Source organism: Spongiactinospora gelatinilytica (assembly GCF_003236385.1).
Lineage (GTDB): Bacteria > Actinomycetota > Actinomycetes > Streptosporangiales > Streptosporangiaceae > Spongiactinospora > Spongiactinospora gelatinilytica.
The window spans coordinates 1-17,675 of the sequence record NZ_POUA01000054.1 but is presented as its reverse complement, the minus strand read 5'-3'; the positions used below and the strand labels follow the sequence as shown (position 1 = coordinate 17,675).

The following is a 17,675-nucleotide window of genomic DNA, read 5'->3' as shown; positions in this document are numbered from 1 at the left end:
CGGCGCGCGCCGGGGCGGCCTTGTCCCCGCCCGTTGGGCGGCGAAAAGAAGTCCTGACAAAAGCGCCGGCGATTTTCCCGGCGCGCCCGGCCACCGCAACCCGCGACCGGTGGCCTTACCGGAAAGCGCTCTCGGAGCTCGCCCGCGGCGAAAGCGAATTCAGGTGAGCCGGCCTATTCCGACCGGCCGTCCGCAGCAGGCGGCCCCGCTCAGGGACCGGGGCCGGGCCGTGTCGCCGGATCGTCGTCGAGCGCGTAGTCGATGGCCTCGTCCATGTTGAGCCGCGCCCCCTGGCGGAAGTGCTCCTCGTAGGCCGCCTCGCCGATGAGCCTCTTGCACTCCTTGACGCTCTGCTCGTGCTCGCCGCCGAAGAACGGCGAACTCAGCAGCGGCAGCCCGAACAGCGGCCAGTTGGTCTCCGCCGCGCCCAGCAGGTGGGCCGCGCGGGCGGCCTGGCCGGAGTCGGCGGCGATGCTGGCCATCGCCTCCAGGCACATCATGGCCCCGAGCACGTCGTGGAAGTGCGCCTTGATCCGCAGCGCCTCGCGGACGTTGCTGAGCGCCTCCTCCGCCCGGCCCGCGGCCCGCTGGGCCAGCGAGGTGGCCCAGTGCGCGTAGGAGCGCAGCCAAAGCTCGCCGCGCTGTTCGCAGGTGTGGCGCAGGTCGGCGAGCAGCGCCTCGGCCTCGCCGGGCTCGTTCTGGGCGATCAGTACGTAGGCCAGCTCCAAGATCGCCGGGAGCAGGCCGGGATTGAGCTCCTGGCCCGTCCGGTTGAACTCGATGGCCACGCCGAGCAGGGCGGTGGCCTTGTTCAGGTCGCCCTTGAGCGAGGCGGCGGTGCCCTGCATCTTGGTGGCCAGGATGACCGAGCGGGAGTCGCCGACCATCACCGCCTCGGTGCTGCACTGCTCGGCCCAGTGCTGGGCGGCGTCGATGTCGCCCTGGGCGCTGCACACGTAGGAGAGCACCCACAGGGCCTTGCACCGCTCCTTGCTCGGCTCGGAGTTGGAGGCCAGCGCGCGTTCGAGGTAGAGGCGGCCCTCGCGGGCCAGCCCGCAGGCCACCCACATGAACCACAGCGCGCTGAGCAGTTCCAGCGTGATCTTCTTGTGCTCGTCGTGGTGCAGGCAGTAATCGAGCGCGGCGCGGACGTTGTCGTGCTCCTGGCGCATCCGGATGAACCAGTAGACCTGCCGCATGCCCGACCAGGCGTGCTCACCGGTCTGAGCGAGCTTGAGGTAGTAGTCGCGGTGCCGCCCGCGCATCTCGTCGGTCTGGCCGAGCTTGTCCAGCCACTCCTGGCCGTAGTCGCGCAGCGTGTCGATCAGCCGGTAGCGCACGCCCTTGCCGTGCTGGTCCATCAGCAGGATCGACTTCTCCACCAGCCCGGTGACCAGGTCGGTGATCCGCTCCTCCGGCAGGCTGCCCGGCTCGCTGCAGACGGCCCTGGCCGCGTCCAGCTCGAAGTCGCCGGCGAAGATCGACAGCCTGGCCCACAACAGCCGCTCGGCGGGCTCGCAGATCTCGTGGCTCCAGCCGATGGCCGCGCGCAGCGTCTGGTGCCGGGGCAGGGCGGTACGGCTGGCCCCGGCCAGCAGGCTGAACCGGTCGGTCAGCAGCGAGAGGATCTGCTGGACCGACAGGGCGCGCAGCCGGACCGCCGCCAACTCGATGGCCAGCGGGATGCCGTCCAGCCTGCGGCACAACTCGGCCACCGCGCCGATGTTGTGCTCGTCGAGCCTGAAGTCGGGGACCACGGCCGCCGCCCGCGCCGAGAACAGCTCGACGGACTCGTTGCCGTAAGGGTCCTCGCCGGGGTCGTCGCCCGGTACGGCGAGCGGCGGGATGGGCAGCACGTGCTCGCCGGGGACCTGGAGCGACTGGCGGCTGGTGGCCAGGATCTTCAGGTTGGGGGCCTGCTTCAGGAGCTGGAGGACCAGCACGGCGCAGGACTTGATCAGGTGCTCGCAGGTGTCGATGATCAGCAGCATGTCCCGGCCGCCGACCCACTCGGTCAGGCGGTCGGGCCGCGCCGACTGGTCGGCGATGCCCAGGGCCGCGGAGATGGTGTGCTCGACCATCCCGGCGTCCTGGAGACGGGCGAGGTCGGCGAACCACACGCCGTCGGCGTAGTCGGCCCGCACCTGATGGGCGAGCCGGAGCGCGGTACGGGACTTTCCCACACCGCCGATGCCGGTCACGGTTACCAGGCGTGACTCTTGAAGGTGGCGTTTGAGGGTGGTCAGCAGCCGGGTCCGCCCGACGAAGCTGGTGAGCTCCGCGGGCAGATTGCCTTCTCGCCGCCATCCTGCTGGGGCTGCCATGGCCGCCTCACCGGGGGGTAGCTGACACCTGCCTGCGCATCGTACCCCCAGTGCCGACGGCTGTCCGGGGGTGCGAGCATAAGCGGGAGCGAGGTTTGCGGCATCGAGCCGATAATCAGGACAAACCCTCTCAGCGGTCTCTGGTGTCACTGAGTAGGCTCGCCGCATGAGGCGCTGGGCGGGACGCTGGATCATCGCGGCACTGGCCGTCATGGTCGTGGCGGGGGCGGGAGCATGGGCGTTCTGGCCGTCGTCACATTCGGTGACGACGGCCGACGTGACGATCGGCGTAATGGACGGCCCGGCCGGCGACCAGCGGGTGCGGATCGACGCGACGTTCTTCACCCCGCCCGGCGGCGGCAGGGCGCCCGCCGTGCTGCTCGCGCACGGCTTCGGCGGCACCAAGGCGAGCGTCCGCGACGAGGCCGAGCGCCTGGCCGCCGCCGGCTACGCCGTGCTGACCTGGTCGGCCCGCGGCTTCGGCCGGACCACAGGGCAGATCGCCCTGAACTCCCCCGACTACGAGGTCAAGGACACCCGGCAGCTCGTGGACTGGCTGGCCGCCCGGCCCGAAGTACGGCTCGACGCCAAGGACGACCCGCGCGTGGGCATCGCCGGAGCCTCCTACGGCGGCGCGATCGCCCTCATGACCGCCGCCCACGACCCCCGCGTGGACGCGATCGTCCCTCAGATCACCTGGCACGACCTGGCCACGGCGCTGTTCCCCGACGCCACCGGCCAGGGGCCCGAGCACGGCGTCTTCAAGCGCATGTGGGCCGGGATCTTCTTCGGCAGGGCCGGGCCCCCGCAGCGGCCGGTAGGCGCCGCCCGGACCGGCCCGGCCACGCCGCTCACCGCCGAGCAGGCGGCCTGCGGCCGGTTCCTGCCGGAGATCTGCGACCTGTACCGGAAGGTGGCCGAGACCGGCAGGGCCACCCCCGAGGCGGTGGAACTGCTGCGCCGCTCCAGCCCCGTCTCGGTGCCCGGCATGATCCGCATCCCCACCCTGCTGCTCCAGGGTCAGCGCGACTCCCTCTTCCCGCTCGACCAGGCCGACGCCAACGCCAGGGCCGTCGCCGCGACGGGCGCGCCGGTCCAGGTCGCCTGGTTCGACGGCGGCCACGACGGCGGCGACGGTGAGATCGACTGGATCCACGAGCGCACGGTGAGCTGGTTCGGCCACTTCCTGGCCCGCGACGGCGGCTTGGGCGTACCGGGCAGCGCCTTCACGGTCACCCGGGACGGCGGGCGCGACCCGGGCAGCCGGCAGCCGGTGCTGTTGCACGCCACCGCGGGCGGCTATCCGGGGCTGGGCGGCTCGGCGCGGACCACGCTGCCGCTGTCCGGCCCCGAACAGCGGATCGCCGCCCCGCCGGGGGGAGCGCCCGCCGCGGTGTCCTCGATCCCCGGCTTCGGCGCGCCCGGCGCGGGCGGCGCGGCCGAGCTGTTCGGCGCGGCGGCGGATGTGCCGGGGCAGAGCGCGAGCTTCGAGACCCGCCCGCTGGCCCGGCCGGTTCAGGTGACCGGGAGCCCGGCGGTGACCGTCCGGGTGTCCGGCACCGACGCGCCGGGGCGGGAGGTGACGCTGTTCGCCGGGCTCCAGGACGTGGCCGCGGACACCCGCGCGCCGGTCCTCCCCAAGGGCCTGGTCGCCCCGGTCAGGTTCACCGTCCCCGACGGCGGCGGCGAGGTCGCCATCCGGTTGCCCGCGATCGATCACCGGTTCGCCGCGGGCCACCGGCTCAGGGTCGCGATCGGCACCACCGACCTCGGCTACGCCATGCCGGACGAGGCGGCGGTGCACACGATCGCGCTGCCCGCGGGCGGCGGGACGCTCACGCTGCCCGGCGCGGCGCTGGAGACCCCGCCCGCGGGGCCGGTGTGGTGGGCCTGGGCGCTGCCGCCGGCCGCGCTGGCCGTGGCGGCGTTGATCGCGCTCACCGGGCGGCGCCGCCGTACGGCGGGCGAGGACGCCCCGGACGAGGACGTCCCGCTGCGGATCAGCGGTCTCACCAAGAGCTACCGCAACGGCGAGCGGGCGGTCACGGACCTGAGCTTCGCCGTGCGCCGTGGGCAGGTGCTCGGCCTGCTCGGACCGAACGGCGCGGGCAAGACCACCACGTTGCGCATGCTGATGGGCCTGATCACACCGGACGCCGGAGAGATCCGCATCTTCGGCAGGAAGGTGACCCCCGGCGCGCCCGTGCTGTCCAGGATCGGCTGTTTCGTGGAGGGGCCGGGGTTCCTGCCGCACCTCACCGGGCGGGCCAACCTGGAGCTGTACTGGCGGGCCACCGGACGCCCGGCAGCGGACGCGCGCATGGCCGAGGCCCTGGAGATCGCCGGGCTCGGCGGCGCGCTCGACCGCGCGGTGCGCACCTACTCCCAGGGCATGCGCCAGCGCCTGGCCATCGCCCAGGCCATGCTCGGCCTGCCCGACCTGCTGGTGCTCGACGAGCCCGCCAACGGCCTGGACCCGCCGCAGATCAGGGAGATGCGCCGGGTCCTGATCCGCTACGCCGAGCAGGGCCGCACGGTGATCGTGTCCAGCCACCTGCTCGCCGAGGTCGAGCAGACCTGCGACCACGTCGTGGTCATGCACCGCGGCAGGCTGGTCACCGCCGGGCCGGTCAGCGAGCTGCTGGAGTCCGCCGCAAGGCCGAACGGCTCGGCCCGCCGCCTTGAGGACGTGTTCCTCACCCTGATCGGAGACAACGCGTGAGCACCGGAACGGCGGGCGCGCCGGGATACTCGGCGCGGCGCACGCTGCCGCTGTCGGTGGAGTTCGTCAGGCAGTTGCGCCGCAGGCGGACCCTGGTGATGTTCGGGCTGCTGCTCGTGCTGCCGTGGGTGCTGGCCGCCGCCTTCGAACTGGGGGCCGGGCAGCCCCGGCCGGGTCAGGGCGCGGCGGGGACCGGGCTGCGGATGAGCGACCTCGCCACGACCGGCGGCCTCAACTTCGCCGTCTTCACCCTGTCGGTGTCGGCGACCTTCCTGCTGGTCGTGGCCGTCGCGCTGTTCTGCGGCGACACCGTGGCGGGGGAGGCGAACTGGGCGTCGCTGCGGTACCTGCTGGCCGCCCCGGTGCCCAGGGGGCGGCTGCTGCGGCAGAAACTGATCGTCGCGCTCGGCTACGCGGCGGCGGCCGTGTGCGCGCTGCCGCTGATGGCCCTGCTGACCGGGACCCTCGTCTTCGGCTGGGCGGACGTCCAGGTGCCGGGCACCGGCGAGGTCGTCCCGGCGGCCGTCGCGCTGCCACGGTTCGCCCTGGTGGTGGGATACGTACTGGTCTGCCAGCTCGTGGTGGCGTCGCTGGCGTTCCTGCTCTCGGCCACCACCGACTCACCGCTCGGCGCGGTCGGCGGCGCGGTCGGCCTGGTGATCGTCTGCAACATCCTCCAGGCCGTGGACGCGCTCGGCGGCGTGCGGGAGTTCCTGCCGACGTACTGGAACTCCGCATGGCTGGCGGCGCTCACGCCCGAACCGGACCTGAGCGGGATGCTCAGGGGCGTCGCCGTGGCGGTGGCCTACTCCTCGATCCTGATCGCGGTCGCCTTCCGCAGGTTCGGCCGCAAGGACATCGTCTCCTGAGAGATCGTGGGCGCCCCCGCCGCCGCGGGCGCTCAGCCCCAGTGCGGCGGGCGTTCCTCCAGCAGGCGTGCGGTGTCGTCTTCGCCGTCGAGGCGGCCGCCCCAGCCGATGTCGGTGTCGTCGCTGGTCTGGTCATCGAGCACCGGTAGTCCCTCGTCGAAGAGGTCCACCGGACGCAGGTCATCCGGTCCGTGTGTCACGACCACATCTTAGAGACCGCCGGGCGGGAGGGCGTACGGCATCCCCCTTACCGGGGCTCGATCGCGTGGTCGCGTCCGCAATTGGACCAAGGATCCGATAACACTCCCGGAACTGTACTTCCGTCGTTACTTTGGGCTGATTTCGCAATCCTGGTATCAAACCCGGTTGAGGGTGAACCACTCCGAGTGGTACAGGACCAAACCGCTGAGCGATCTGTGACACGGTGGTCGCGAATGGTAGTGAAATCCTGCTTGTATGGCAGTGGTAGCTCCCCGCCCCCTGTTGGGAGCCTCGCTTCTGTTGTTCGTCAGTGCCGCCTGGGGGTCGGCGTTTCCACTGATGAAGGATCTGATCATCAGAATGCCGGTGACCGACCTGCTCACCGAGCGTTACGGCCTGGCCGCCCTGGTGCTGCTCGCGATCAGGCCGCGCTGCCTGCGCGGGCTGCCGGCGGCGGCCTGGTCACGGGGGGTCCTGCTGGGCGTGCTGTTCGGAGTGGGCCAGATCGCGCAGGCCGTGGCGTTGCACAGCCTGCCCTCCTCGGTGTCCGGCTTCGCGGTCGGTTGCAACGTCGTGATGACGCCCGTGCTCGGCCTGATCCTGCTGCGCATGCGCGTGTCCCGGCGGGTCTGGGTGGCGGTGGCCCTGTCGGCCGCCGCGATGTGCGTCTTCACGCTGCTCCAGGGAGTCGAGGGCCAGGGCGTCTCGGTGCTCGCGCTGTCGGGGACCCTGTTCGCCGCGGCCCTGTACGCCGCGCACACTCTCGTGCTCGGGCAGACGTCCACCGACCGTCCGGCCGACAGTTACGCGATCGCGGTAATCCAGCTCGCGACGATCGCCGTCATGACCGGGGTGCTTTCGGTGCCGGGTGGTCTGACCCTTCCGGGCAGCCCGGCCGACTGGGCGGTGCTCGGTCACCTCGCCGTGGTCTCCTGCGCGCTGGGATTCCTGGCCAGGACGTACGGCCAGGCCCACGTGCGCGCCGTACCGGCCGCGGTCCTGCTCTCCTCCCAGCCGCTGTGGGTCGCGGTGCTCGCGGTGCTCGCGTACGGCGAGGCGGTGACGCTGAGCGTCGTCATGGGCGGCGCCATGGTCGCCATCGCCATGCTGCTCGTCGTGGTGCCGGGCAGGGGCGAGGACGACGAGCCGGAAGCCGACGCCGCGGAGTCGCGCGTGACGCTGCTGCGGGCCCGGCGGGTGGCCTCACAGCGGCTGCGCTCCCTCCAGTCCTTCCAGCCGGACCAGGACGAGGACGAGGTCGAGGACGACACGGCAGGCGAGAACGCGGGCGGCCAGGCCGGGCGGCCGGGGCCCGCCCGCGGGACCTCCGCGGTGCCGGGCGGCCCGGTCTGGGACGGCGCGGGTGACATTCGCGGTCCGCGCCTGCCCCGTCCGCGTGGCGCCCCAGGCCCGGACCTGCCCCGCGCGCCCGGCGGCGCGGGCGGCGCGCCCTCCGCCCCGGCCGGCGGCGACGGGCCCGCCCCGGCGGACGGGCCGGTGGACCAGGTCGTCCAGCACGCCATCGAGGTGGTCAGGCAGCGCACCGCCCGTGAGCTGATCGAGCGGTACGCCCCGCTCGTCATCGTGGTGGACATCCCGCACCTGGGCGAGCACCTCGAAACCGGGGCCGCCGCGCTGGAACCCCTCCAGGTCCTGCCCGACGGCGACGCGCCCGGCCGCGATCGGCTGGACCTGGACCGGCTCGCCCCCGCCGACCCGGAGGCCATGTGAGGCCCGGCGGCTCACCGCCGCGCCGACGGGAAACGGGCCACGAACCTGGCGCCGCGCGGGCTGTCCTCGACGGTCAGCGATCCGCCGTGCTCCTCGGCGATCTCCCTGGCGATCGGCAGCCCGAGGCCGGTGCCCCCGGCGTCCCTGCTGCGCGCCGCGTCCAGCCGGGTGAACCGCTGGAACACCACCTCCCGCTGGTCGGGCGGGATACCGGCGCCGTCGTCGAGGACTTCGAGCACGGCGTGCCCGTCCCGGTCTCCGACCGTCACGCAGATCTCGGTGCCGGCGTGCCGTTCGGCGTTGTCCACCAGGTTGGTCAGCAGCCGGGCCAGCCGCAGCCGGTCGCCGAGCACCTCCACGCCGTCCTGAAGTCTGCGCACCACCCGAACGCGCCGCCAGCGCCGGTCCAGCTCGCCGCGCACCAGCTCCGACAGGTCCAGCCGGTCCCGTCTGGAGGGCGCGCCCGCGTCCAGCCTGGCCAGCATGAGCAGGTCGCTGACCAGCGCCTCCAGCCGTTCCAGGCTGCCGAGCTGGGCGCGGGCCAGGGAGATCCAGTCGGTGTCACCCGGGTGCAGCAGCGCGTCCTCGGCCTGCGTGCGCATCGCGGTGATCGGGCTGCGCAGGTCGTGGGAGGCGTCCGAGGCGAACCGCCGCTGCTTTTCCACCTGCGTCTCCAGGCGGTCCAGGGTGCGGTTCACGCTCTCGGCGAGGCGGCGGATCTCGTCCTGGTAGGGCGGGACCGGCACCCGCCGCCCCAGGTCGGTGGCGCTGATCTCGTCGAGTTCGGATCTGATGGCCTCGACCGGGGCCAGTGTCTTGCTGGTCGTGCGGTAGGTGCCCGCGGTGGTCACCAGCACGAGCAGCAGCGCCCCGCCGATGAGCATCGTGGAGAACAGCGGGCTGACGTACCACGGCACGTCATGGTCGGCCCCGTACACCAGCCAGTCGCCCTCCGGCTGGTGTACCCGGAAGCTCATCACCAGCATGCACTCGCCCTCGTATCCGGGGATGTCGCAGCGCAGCCGCTGGGCGCGCACCTCGGCCTCGGTCGGCTCGAAGTCGGCCATCCTGGGCATGCCGGCCATTTCCGGGGTCGCGGCCAGGACCCGCCCGCGCGCGTTCACCACCTGTACGGCGGGCACCTCCAGGCGGGTCAGGATCGGGGTCAGCCGGCCCTCCCGCAGCAGGTGGACCACCTTGATGGACGCCCCGGCGATCTGCTCGGTGCGGTCGCCCGTGGCGAGGTCGCGGACCCCGATCAGGGCCACCGCGATCCCCGCGGCGCAGATGAGTCCCATCACGAGACCGGCGCCGAGAGCCAGTCGTGTCCTGATGGACCATCTGTGCCTTCTGCTCACCCGAGCCCCCGGTAATCAGGTGATCACACTAGGGGTATGTTGCTCGGAGTCAGGGAGATTCACCGCTAACCGAGAGTAAAACTAGGGTTTGGTGGTGTAAGAGGAGAAGATCCCTTTAAGCGGTCAGGGCGGGCCACGCGATTCGCCCGATGCCCCGCGCCCCGGCTTCGGGTATACCTAGGAGCGCGACGCACATCCGCACCACGGGCGGGCCGCGATCGGCCCGCCCGCACCGCGAGCACCGCGCACGCCGCGCGCCGAGCCGCTGGAGCTGCGAGTCATGGGCGACATAACCGGTCTTACAGGCTTCTATCACATCGCCGCCGCCGACCCCGGCCGCCGTGCCGTGATCGACCAGGACGGCACGGTCACCACGTACGGCGAGCTGCTGACCCTGGTCAACGCGGTCACCCACGGGCTGCGCGCCCGTGGCGCGGGCCACGGCGACGTGGTGGCCGGGGTCCTGCCCAACGGGGTGGACGCGCTGGCCCTCCCGCTCGCCGCCTGCCAGACGGGCGTGCACTACGTCCCGGTCAACTGGCACCTCACCACCGGCGAGCTGGGCTACATCCTGCGCGACTGCGGCGCGCGGATCGTGGTCACGGCCGAGCCGTACGAGCCCGCCGTACGCGCGGGGGCGGCCGAGGGGGCCGAGGTCGTGCGGGGCGCGGCGGCGCTCGCCCACGGCATGCCGTCCGGCCCGCCGGGCGACCGGAGGGCCGGGGCGATGCTCTGGTACACCTCGGGCACCACCGGAGTGCCCAAGGGGGTGCAGCGCGTCCTGCGCGACGGCGAACCCGAAGAGGTCGTCGCGCGGCACATCTGGTTCTTCGGCGAGGTGTGCGACCTGCGGCCCGGCGACGGCGTACACCTGGTGACCGCGCCCATCTACCACTCCGCGCCCTCCGCGCACTCGTTCTTCGCCCTGCACATGGGGCACACCGTGGTCCTCGCGCCGCACTTCGACCCCGAGCGGGTGCTCGGCCTGATCGAGGAGCACGGCGTCACCAACACGCTGATGGTGCCCACGATGTTCCATCGGCTGCTGCGCCTGCCCGAGGCGGTCCGCGCGAAGTACGACGTGTCGTCACTGGCGCAGGTGATGCACACCGGAGCGGCCTGCCCGGTGCCGGTGAAGCAGGCGATCATGAGCTGGTGGGGGCCGGTGGTCTACGAGTACTACGGCTCCACCGAGTCGGCCATCCCCTTCGCCGTCAAGCCCGGCGAGTGGCTGGCCAGGCCCGGCACGGTGGGCAGGCCCTCGCCGACCTTCGAGGCCGTGATCCTCGACGACGACGGCCGCGAACTCCCGCCCGGCGAGCCCGGCCTGGTCTACGTCCGCTCCTCGGGCAACCGGTTCGAGTACCGTGACGACCCGGCCGGCACCGCGGCCAGAAAGCGCGGCGACTGGTACACCCCCGGCGACATCGGCTACTTCGACCACGACGGCTACCTGTTCCTGTGCGACCGCCGCGCCGACCTGATCATCTCCGGCGGGGTGAACATCTACCCGGCCGAGGTCGAGGCGGCCCTGATCACCCACCCCGCCGTCGCCGACGTGGCGGTGATCGGCGTGCCCGACGAGGAGTGGGGCCACAACGTGGTCGCCCTGGTGCAGCCCATACCGGCCGCGGGGCCCGGCCCGGAGCTGGCCGCGGCCCTGCTCGCGCACTGCGAGCCGCGGATCACCCGGTTCAAGCGGCCCAAGCTGATCGAGTTCGTCACCGAACTGCCGCGCACGCCCACCGGTAAGCTGTCCAGGCGGCGGATCAGGGACGACTACCTGGCCGCCCGGCCAGCACGGCCTTGATCAGCTCGCTGACCAGCGCGCTGCGGCCGGGCATCTCGGCCACCACCACGTGCTCGTGGTCGGCGTGCGCGCCGCCGCCCACCGCCCCCAGGCCGTCCAGCGTCGGGCAGCCGATCCCCGCGGTGAAGTTGCCGTCGGAGCCGCCGCCCACCGCCGTGCCGGTCAGCGGCCCGATGCCCAGGTCGGTGGCGATCTCGCAGGCCAGCTCGAACAGCGCGGCCGAGGACGCCGGTTCCAGCGGCGGCCGGTTGGGGCCGCCGATCAGTTCCAGCCTGGCCCCGGGCAGCCTGGGCGAAAGGGCGCGCATCCGCTCGTCCACCCGGTCCTGGGCGGCCTGGTCGGGCACCCGCACATCGACCCTGATGCGGGCGGCGGCGGGCACGGTGTTCGGGCTGGTGCCCGCGCTGAGCAGGGTCGGCGTGACGGTCGTGGCGCCCTCCGCCAGGCCGGCGATGGCGATCACCTGGTGGGCCAGCTCGATGCCCGCGTTGACGCCCAGCTCGGGCTCCAGGCCCGCGTGCGCGGCCTTGCCGTGCACCACCAGCTCATACCGGGAGACCCCCTTGCGCGCGGTCTTCAGCGCGCCGCCGTCCGCGCTGGCCTCCAGCACGAACGCGGCGGCCAGGCCCCGGGCGCAGTCCTCGATCAGCGGGCGCGAGGTCGGCGAGCCCAGCTCCTCATCGCCGGTGACCAGCATCGTCACGCCGTCCAGCGACGGCAGCGCGGCCAGCGCGTGGAACGCCTGCACCAGCCCCGACTTCATGTCGAAAACGCCGGGCCCGCGGGCCACACCGTCGGTGACCGACCAGGGGTGCGTGGCCAGGGTGCCGATCGGCCACACGGTGTCGTGATGGCCGAGCACCAGCACCCGGGGGACGCCGAACGTCCACCTCAGGTGCGTGACCCCGTCGATGACGATGGTCTCCGGCCGGCTCCCGAGCATCCGGGTGCCCTGGGCGGCGACCGCGTCGGCGCTGCGCGCGACCGCCGCCAGGTCGGCCGAGAAGGATTCGCACAGCACGAGCTCTTTCAGATCGGCCAGCATGTCCGCCAGCATCGCGTCCAGTGCCTCCCTCGCCGTGATCTCCGGATGATCTCCGGCCGCTGGGACGACGTTACCCCTGGGCGGGCCCGAGGAGGTACACCCCCGGCCGCGGCGCGCGGGTCAGCCGCCGGTACAGCGACGCGGTGCCCGGCCAGTTGTTGGTCACCCGGCCCGAGGCCGTGCGGTACCAGCTCAGGCAGCCGCCCTGCCAGACCATCTCGGCCATCGCCCGGTCCAGCCGGGTTCGCCAGGCGTCCATCGCCTCCCGCCGCACCTTCATGTGCCCGTGCCTGCGAATGTACGGCAGGCAGGCCAGCACGTACCGTACCTGGCACTCGATCATGAAGATGATCGAGTTGTGGCCGAGGTTGGTGTTGGGCCCATAGAGCAGGAAGAAGTCGGGAAAGCCGGGGAGCGCGATGCCGAGGTACGCCTCCGCGCCGTCCCGCCAGCGCTCGGCCAGCGAGGCGCCGTCACGGCCGGTGACCCGGGCGGGGGCCAGGAATTCGGTGCTGTGGAATCCGGTGGCGTAGATGATCGTGTCGTGGCGGCGCGGCGGGCCCTGCGCGGTCCGCACGCCCTGCCGGGTGACGCGGCTGATCGGGTCGGTCACCACCTCGACGTTGCCGCGGGTCAGCGCGGGGTAGAAGGCGCTGTCGATGACGATCCTGCGGCAGCCGATCCGGTGGCCGGGGGTCAGCTTGGCGCGCAACTGCGGATCGGGCACCTGGCGGGCGAGGTGGGACAGCGCCAGATCGCGCACCCGGCCGGCGCTCCAGCCGTCCTCGCGCAGCGCGGGATAGAGCGCGGTCTCGGCCTTGCGGTAGATCCATTCGCGGTAGGCGCGGCGCAGGAAGGGCAGGTGGCGCAGGGCGTGCCGGGCGGGTGCGGGGAAGGCCGCGTCCGGCTTGGGGGTCACCCAGTTGGGGGTGCGCTGGAAGACGTCGAGGCGGGCGGCGAGCGCGGCGACGTGCGGGATGAACTGCGCGGCGGAGGAACCGGTGCCGATGACGGCGACGTCGCGGCCGGTGAGGTCATGGCCGTGGTCCCAGCGGGCGGAGTGGAAGCTCGTTCCCGCGAAGCCGGGCATGCCGGGGATGTCGGGCAGGCGGGGGCGGTTGAGCTGGCCGACGCTCATCACCAGCACGTCGTAGGCGTCGGTGCGCTCGGTCTCGCCGTGGCGGGTGGTGACATGCCACCGGCCGCCGCTGTGGCGTGCGGCGACGACCTCCGTGTTGAAGCGGATATGTCGTCTGGCGTCGTATTTGTCGGCGCAGTGCTCTAGATGGGCGAGGATTTCGGGCTGGCCGGGATATCGGCGAGTCCACGAGTGGTACTTCTCGAACGAGTAGGAGTACAGGTGGGACGGGATGTCACAGCCCGCGCCCGGATAGGTGTTGTCCCGCCAGGTGCCGCCCACCCGACCCGCCTTCTCGTAGAGGTGAACGACGAGATCCCCGCCGCCCGCAGCCGGATGGCCATGCACAATCCGCCGAAACCCGCGCCGACGATCGCGACCGTGGGCATGCCCCGCCCTCCCGTGTCAGGATGCGCTTCCAGTATGAACGCCCGGTAGGGTGCGCAACGTGCCAGGAGGAACGCTTGCCCCCGTGATCGCGGAGATCGAGTCGATGTACGAGCCCGGCTGGGCCGAGTCGTGGGACGCCGTGGGGCTGGTCTGCGGTGATCCGGAGGCGGCCGTACGGAAGATCCTTTTCGCCGTCGACCCGGTCGCCGTCGTCGCCGCCGAGGCGCTGGACTGGCGGGCCGACCTCATCGTCGTCCACCACCCGCTCTACCTGCGCGGCACCACCAGCGTCGCGGCCACCACGGCCAAGGGCCGCCTCGTGCACACGCTGATCGGCAACGGCGTCGCGCTCTACACCGCCCACACCAACGCCGACGTCGCCGACCCCGGCGTCTCCGACGCCCTGGCCCGCGCGGTCGGCCTCACCGGCGATCTCGTCCCGCTGGCGCCCGCGCCGGGCGACCCGCGCCGGGGGCTCGGCCGGATCGGCAGCCTGCCCGCTCCGATGACCCTCGCCGCGTTCGCCGAACGTGCCGCGCGCGGACTGCCCCGCACCGCCTGGGGCGTACGCGTCGCCGGAGACCCCGATCGGATCCTGCACAAGGTCGCGGTGAGCGGCGGGGCCGGTGACTCCCTGCTCAGTGCCGCCCACGCCGCCGGAGTCGACGCCTTCCTCACCGCCGACCTGCGGCATCACCCGGCCGGGGAGTTCGTCGAGGAGGGCGGGCCCGCGCTGCTGGACGCGGCCCACTGGGCCACCGAATGGCCGTGGCTGGCCGATGCCGCCGCCCGTCTCGCGTCCCGGTTGGGCGCTCGGGGGATTACTGTTGAGACGCGCGTTTCCGCCACGGTCACGGACGCCTGGACCACAACAGCACAGTGCGAGGATACGAAGTGAAAGCAGCCCCGGAAGCCCAGAAGCGACTGCTCCAGCTCGCGGAGCTCGACTCCATCCTCGACCGGCTGGCTCATCGCCGCCGCACCCTGCCGGAGCTGGCCGAGATCGACGAGGCCGCGGCCCGGCAGGCCCGCCTCACCACCCAGGTGATCACCGCCGAGACCGAGGCGAGCGACCTCGCCCGCGACCAGGCCAAGGCCGAGCGCGACGTCGACGCGGTGCGCAGCCGGGCCGAGCGCGACCAGACCCGCCTGGACTCGGGGCAGGTGGGCTCGCCCAAGGAACTGGCCGGTCTGCAGTCGGAGATCGCCTCGCTGCAGCGCAGGCAGGGTGATCTCGAAGAGGTCGTTCTTGAGATCATGGAGCGCCGCGAGGGCTCCGACGCCAAGGTCGCCACCCTCGGTGCCGAACGCGACGAGGCCGCCGCCACCCGCGCCGCCGCCGAGGAGCGCCGCGACGCCGCCTTCGCCGAGATCGACAAGGAGCACGCCGAGAACGCCGGCAAGCGCGCGGCCATCGTCGGCGAGATCCCCGCCGACCTGCTCGCCCTGTACGAGAAGTTGCGCGGCCAGTACGGCGTGGGCGCGGCGATGCTGCACGGCGGCAGGTGCCAGGGCTGCAAGGTCTCCCTGTCCATCGCCGACCTCAACCGGATCAGGTCCGCCGCCCCCGACGAGGTCGTCCGCTGCGAGGAGTGCCGCCGTATCCTCGTCCGCACCGCAGAGTCCGGGCTGTGACCGCCGGTCCCTTCGTCATCGAGGCCGACGGCGGATCGCGGGGCAACCCCGGACCGGCCGGCTACGGGGCCGTGCTGAAGACCGGCGGCGGCCGGATCGTGGCCGAGACCGCCGAGGCGATCGGCGTCGCGACCAACAACGTCGCCGAGTACCGCGGCCTGATCGCCGGGCTCGGCATCGCGCTCGCGCACGGCGGCGAGGGCGTGGCGGTCGAGGTGCGAATGGACTCCAAGCTGGTCATCGAGCAGATGGCCGGGCGCTGGAAGGTCAAGCACGAAGGGCTGCGGCCCCTCGCCATCGAGGCGGCGGGGCTCGCCCGCCGGCTCCGGGTCACCTGGACCTGGATCCCGCGCGAGCGCAACACCCACGCCGACCGCCTCGCCAACGAGGCCATGGACGCCGCCGCCGAGGGCCTGACCTGGAGCGCGTCGGCGGCCCCTGCCGAGTCCGCACCCGACGACGGCCTCCTCCCCACCGAGGGCCCCAGCCAACCGGCCGCGCCTGACGGCGGTCTCTTCCCCGCGGACGGCACCGACCCGCTGGCCGCGGTCCCTGCCGGTGAGGCGAAGGGCACCGGCTGGCGGGGGCCGGTCACCGCCGCGACCACGCTGCTGCTGTTGCGGCACGGCGAGACCCCGCTGTCGGCCGAGCGCCGCTTCTCCGGCGTCGGCGACCCCGAACTGACCCCCGGAGGGGTCGCCCAGGCCGAGGCGGCGGCGGTACGCCTGGCCGGCAAGCCGTACGAGATCGACGTGATCGTGACCTCGCCGCTGGCCAGGGCCCGCGGCACCGCCGCCATCGTCGCCGCGCGCGCCGGCGCGCCGGTCATCGTGGACGACGGGCTGCGCGAGGCCGACTTCGGCGATTGGGAGGGCAGCACGTTCACCGAGGTCCGGCGCAACTGGCCGGACGCCCTCACCGCCTGGCTGGCCGACCCGGCCATCGCGCCGCCCGGCGGGGAGAGCTTCGAGTCCGTCTCCCATCGCGTCCAGGACACCTTGGAACGCCTGCTCGCCGACCACGCGGGCAAGACCATCCTCGCCGTCTCGCACGTCACCCCGATCAAGACCTTCCTGCGCCTCGCCCTCGCCGCCCCGCCGGCCGCCCTCTACCGCATGCACCTCGACCTGGCCTGCCTGTCGGTGATCGAGTACTACGCGGACGGCCCCGCCGTGGTGAAGTCCCTCAACGACACCGCGCACCTGTCCTGAAACAACCGATAAGCTGAAGGACACGGCGGACGAGCCGGCCGGGCGGCCGCGTCGGGCCCCTTTCCATGGGGGCCCGCCGAGGAAGGTCCGGGCTCCACAGGGCAGGGTGATCGGTAACACCGACCCGGGGCGACCCGCGGGAAAGTGCCACAGAAAGCAGACCGCCTCCCGGTTCGCCGGGAGGTAAGGGTGAAAGGGTGGTGTAAGAGACCACCAGCGCCCACGGTGACGTGGGCGGCTCGGTAAACCCCACCCGGAGCAAGGTCAAGAAGGGGACGGCCCGAAAGGGCCGCCTCCGCGCGCGACGTTCGAGGGCGGCCCGCCCGAGCCGCGCGGGTAGATCGCTTGAGGCCGTCGGCAACGACGGCCCTAGATGGATGGCCGCCGCCCGCCCCCGGGCGGGCACAGAACCCGGCCTACAGGCCGACTCGTCCGCCTTGCCACCTTCCGGCCCCCTCGCCGGTCAGGGGCGCAGGCCGAGGGCGGGGAGGATGGCCTGGTCGACGATGGCGGTGAGATAGTCCTCGTCGGGTGGGGCGCTCGTGTCGATCAGGCGCTTGACCACCAGGGCCTCGCCGATGTCGAGCACGACCGGGGTGAGCAGGGCGGCGGGGAAGTGGCCGCGGTCGGCGTAGTGGCATAGCACGGTCTTGGTGAACGTGCCGCCGCGCGGGGCGAAGACCTGCTCGAACAGCGGCTGGGAGAGCTGCGCGACCCCCTTGGGGTCGGTGAGGATGGCCGCGACCGCGCGGCCCGCCGGGCTGAGCGCCCAGGCGACCATGAGCTTGAGGGCGCGTACGAGGTCTCCGCGCAGGTCGTCGGACCCGGGGGTGGGCTCCTCGATCGGGTGCATGTGGTAAAGCGCGTCGAGCAGTACCTCGACGGGGTCGGACCAGCGGCGGTACAGCGTCGTGCGGGCCGTCGCCGCCCGTTTGGCGATGCCGTCCATGGTCAGACGGCCGATGCCGACGTCGGCCACCTCCTCCAGCACCGCCGTGTGGATGGCGTCGATCAGCTTCTCGCGGGGACGCCGGGTTCGTCCGCTCACCTTCACCCCTTGCTTTAGCTACACGCGTGTAGCTATTTTGAGCGATAGCTACAGCCGTGTATCTATCACCGAGGGGACAGCCATGTCCATTTCTTACCCCGCCGCCCCGCCCTCCCCCTGGCTCTTATACACATCTCCGAGCCCACGAGACTAGCGCTCAACTCGTATGGCGTCTTCTGCGTGAAAAAAAAAA

The 17,675-nt window shown here is 72.6% G+C and carries 13 protein-coding genes and 1 other RNA gene; 8 read left to right on the top strand and 6 right to left on the bottom strand.

The window, feature by feature from the left end; all coding sequences use genetic code 11:
* Positions 1 to 209: 209 nt before the first annotated feature.
* On the bottom strand, positions 210 to 2,324 hold the full coding sequence (locus C1I98_RS09855) for an ATP-binding protein (RefSeq protein WP_111166845.1): 2,115 nt from the start codon (positions 2,322 to 2,324) through the stop codon (positions 210 to 212).
* Positions 2,325 to 2,490: 166 nt separating this feature from the next.
* Here C1I98_RS09855 and C1I98_RS09850 point away from each other — a divergent pair, with 166 nt between their 5' ends.
* On the top strand, positions 2,491 to 5,046 hold the full coding sequence (locus C1I98_RS09850; RefSeq protein WP_111166843.1) for an alpha/beta fold hydrolase: 2,556 nt from the start codon (positions 2,491 to 2,493) through the stop codon (positions 5,044 to 5,046).
* Complete coding sequence (locus tag C1I98_RS09845) at positions 5,043 to 5,915, top strand: ABC transporter permease (RefSeq protein WP_111166841.1); 873 nt, start codon at positions 5,043 to 5,045, stop codon at positions 5,913 to 5,915. Before C1I98_RS09850 ends, C1I98_RS09845 begins: the two co-directional genes overlap by 4 nt.
* Positions 5,916 to 5,947: 32 nt before the next feature.
* Here C1I98_RS09845 and C1I98_RS42720 read toward each other — a convergent pair whose 3' ends face one another.
* Positions 5,948 to 6,115, bottom strand: a complete 168-nt coding sequence (locus C1I98_RS42720) for a hypothetical protein (RefSeq protein ID WP_199536834.1) — start codon at positions 6,113 to 6,115, stop codon at positions 5,948 to 5,950.
* Between the two features lie 256 nt (positions 6,116 to 6,371).
* Between C1I98_RS42720 and C1I98_RS09840 the strand changes: the two genes are divergently transcribed.
* Positions 6,372 to 7,847 carry a DMT family transporter gene (locus C1I98_RS09840; protein ID WP_111166839.1) on the top strand — a complete coding sequence of 492 codons (1,476 nt, stop codon included), beginning with the start codon at positions 6,372 to 6,374 and terminating at the stop codon, positions 7,845 to 7,847.
* Between the two features lie 11 nt (positions 7,848 to 7,858).
* On the opposite strand, the gene C1I98_RS09835 is transcribed toward C1I98_RS09840, so the two are convergent.
* Positions 7,859 to 9,145, bottom strand: a complete 1,287-nt coding sequence (locus C1I98_RS09835) for a sensor histidine kinase (RefSeq protein ID WP_111166837.1) — start codon at positions 9,143 to 9,145, stop codon at positions 7,859 to 7,861.
* A gap of 340 nt (positions 9,146 to 9,485) precedes the next feature.
* On the opposite strand from C1I98_RS09835, the gene C1I98_RS09830 reads away from it, so the two are divergent.
* Complete coding sequence (locus C1I98_RS09830; RefSeq protein ID WP_111166836.1) at positions 9,486 to 11,015, top strand: AMP-binding protein; 1,530 nt, start codon at positions 9,486 to 9,488, stop codon at positions 11,013 to 11,015.
* Here the strand turns inward: C1I98_RS09830 and C1I98_RS09825 are convergent.
* Positions 10,975 to 12,072, bottom strand: a complete 1,098-nt coding sequence (locus tag C1I98_RS09825; RefSeq protein WP_199536833.1) for a M20 family metallopeptidase — start codon at positions 12,070 to 12,072, stop codon at positions 10,975 to 10,977. The genes C1I98_RS09830 and C1I98_RS09825 overlap by 41 nt on opposite strands.
* Before the next feature lie 58 nt (positions 12,073 to 12,130).
* Entirely contained in the window at positions 12,131 to 13,480 is a 1,350-nt protein-coding gene (locus tag C1I98_RS09820; protein WP_233507624.1) for a flavin-containing monooxygenase, read from the bottom strand.
* A gap of 190 nt (positions 13,481 to 13,670) precedes the next feature.
* Here C1I98_RS09820 and C1I98_RS09815 point away from each other — a divergent pair, with 190 nt between their 5' ends.
* The 4 genes from C1I98_RS09815 (at position 13,671) to rnpB (ending at position 16,869) form a co-directional block, all read left to right on the top strand.
* The gene (locus tag C1I98_RS09815; protein ID WP_267898030.1) at positions 13,671 to 14,486 is read left to right on the top strand and encodes a Nif3-like dinuclear metal center hexameric protein; all 816 of its coding nucleotides are present in this window, start codon (positions 13,671 to 13,673) and stop codon (positions 14,484 to 14,486) included.
* Positions 14,483 to 15,223 (top strand): zinc ribbon domain-containing protein, encoded by a 741-nt coding sequence (locus C1I98_RS09810; RefSeq protein WP_111166835.1) that lies wholly within the window; start codon positions 14,483 to 14,485, stop codon positions 15,221 to 15,223. The genes C1I98_RS09815 and C1I98_RS09810 overlap by 4 nt, the downstream gene beginning before the upstream one ends.
* On the top strand, positions 15,220 to 16,434 hold the full coding sequence (locus C1I98_RS09805) for a bifunctional RNase H/acid phosphatase (protein WP_111166833.1): 1,215 nt from the start codon (positions 15,220 to 15,222) through the stop codon (positions 16,432 to 16,434). Before C1I98_RS09810 ends, C1I98_RS09805 begins: the two co-directional genes overlap by 4 nt.
* Before the next feature lie 30 nt (positions 16,435 to 16,464).
* Positions 16,465 to 16,869: RNase P RNA component class A (rnpB, locus tag C1I98_RS09800), an RNA gene on the top strand.
* A 28-nt stretch (positions 16,870 to 16,897) separates the two neighbouring features.
* Here the strand turns inward: rnpB and C1I98_RS09795 are convergent.
* A complete protein-coding gene (locus C1I98_RS09795) occupies positions 16,898 to 17,482 on the bottom strand; it encodes a TetR/AcrR family transcriptional regulator (protein WP_233507622.1) in 585 nt (194 codons plus the stop codon).
* Positions 17,483 to 17,675 lie beyond the last annotated feature (193 nt).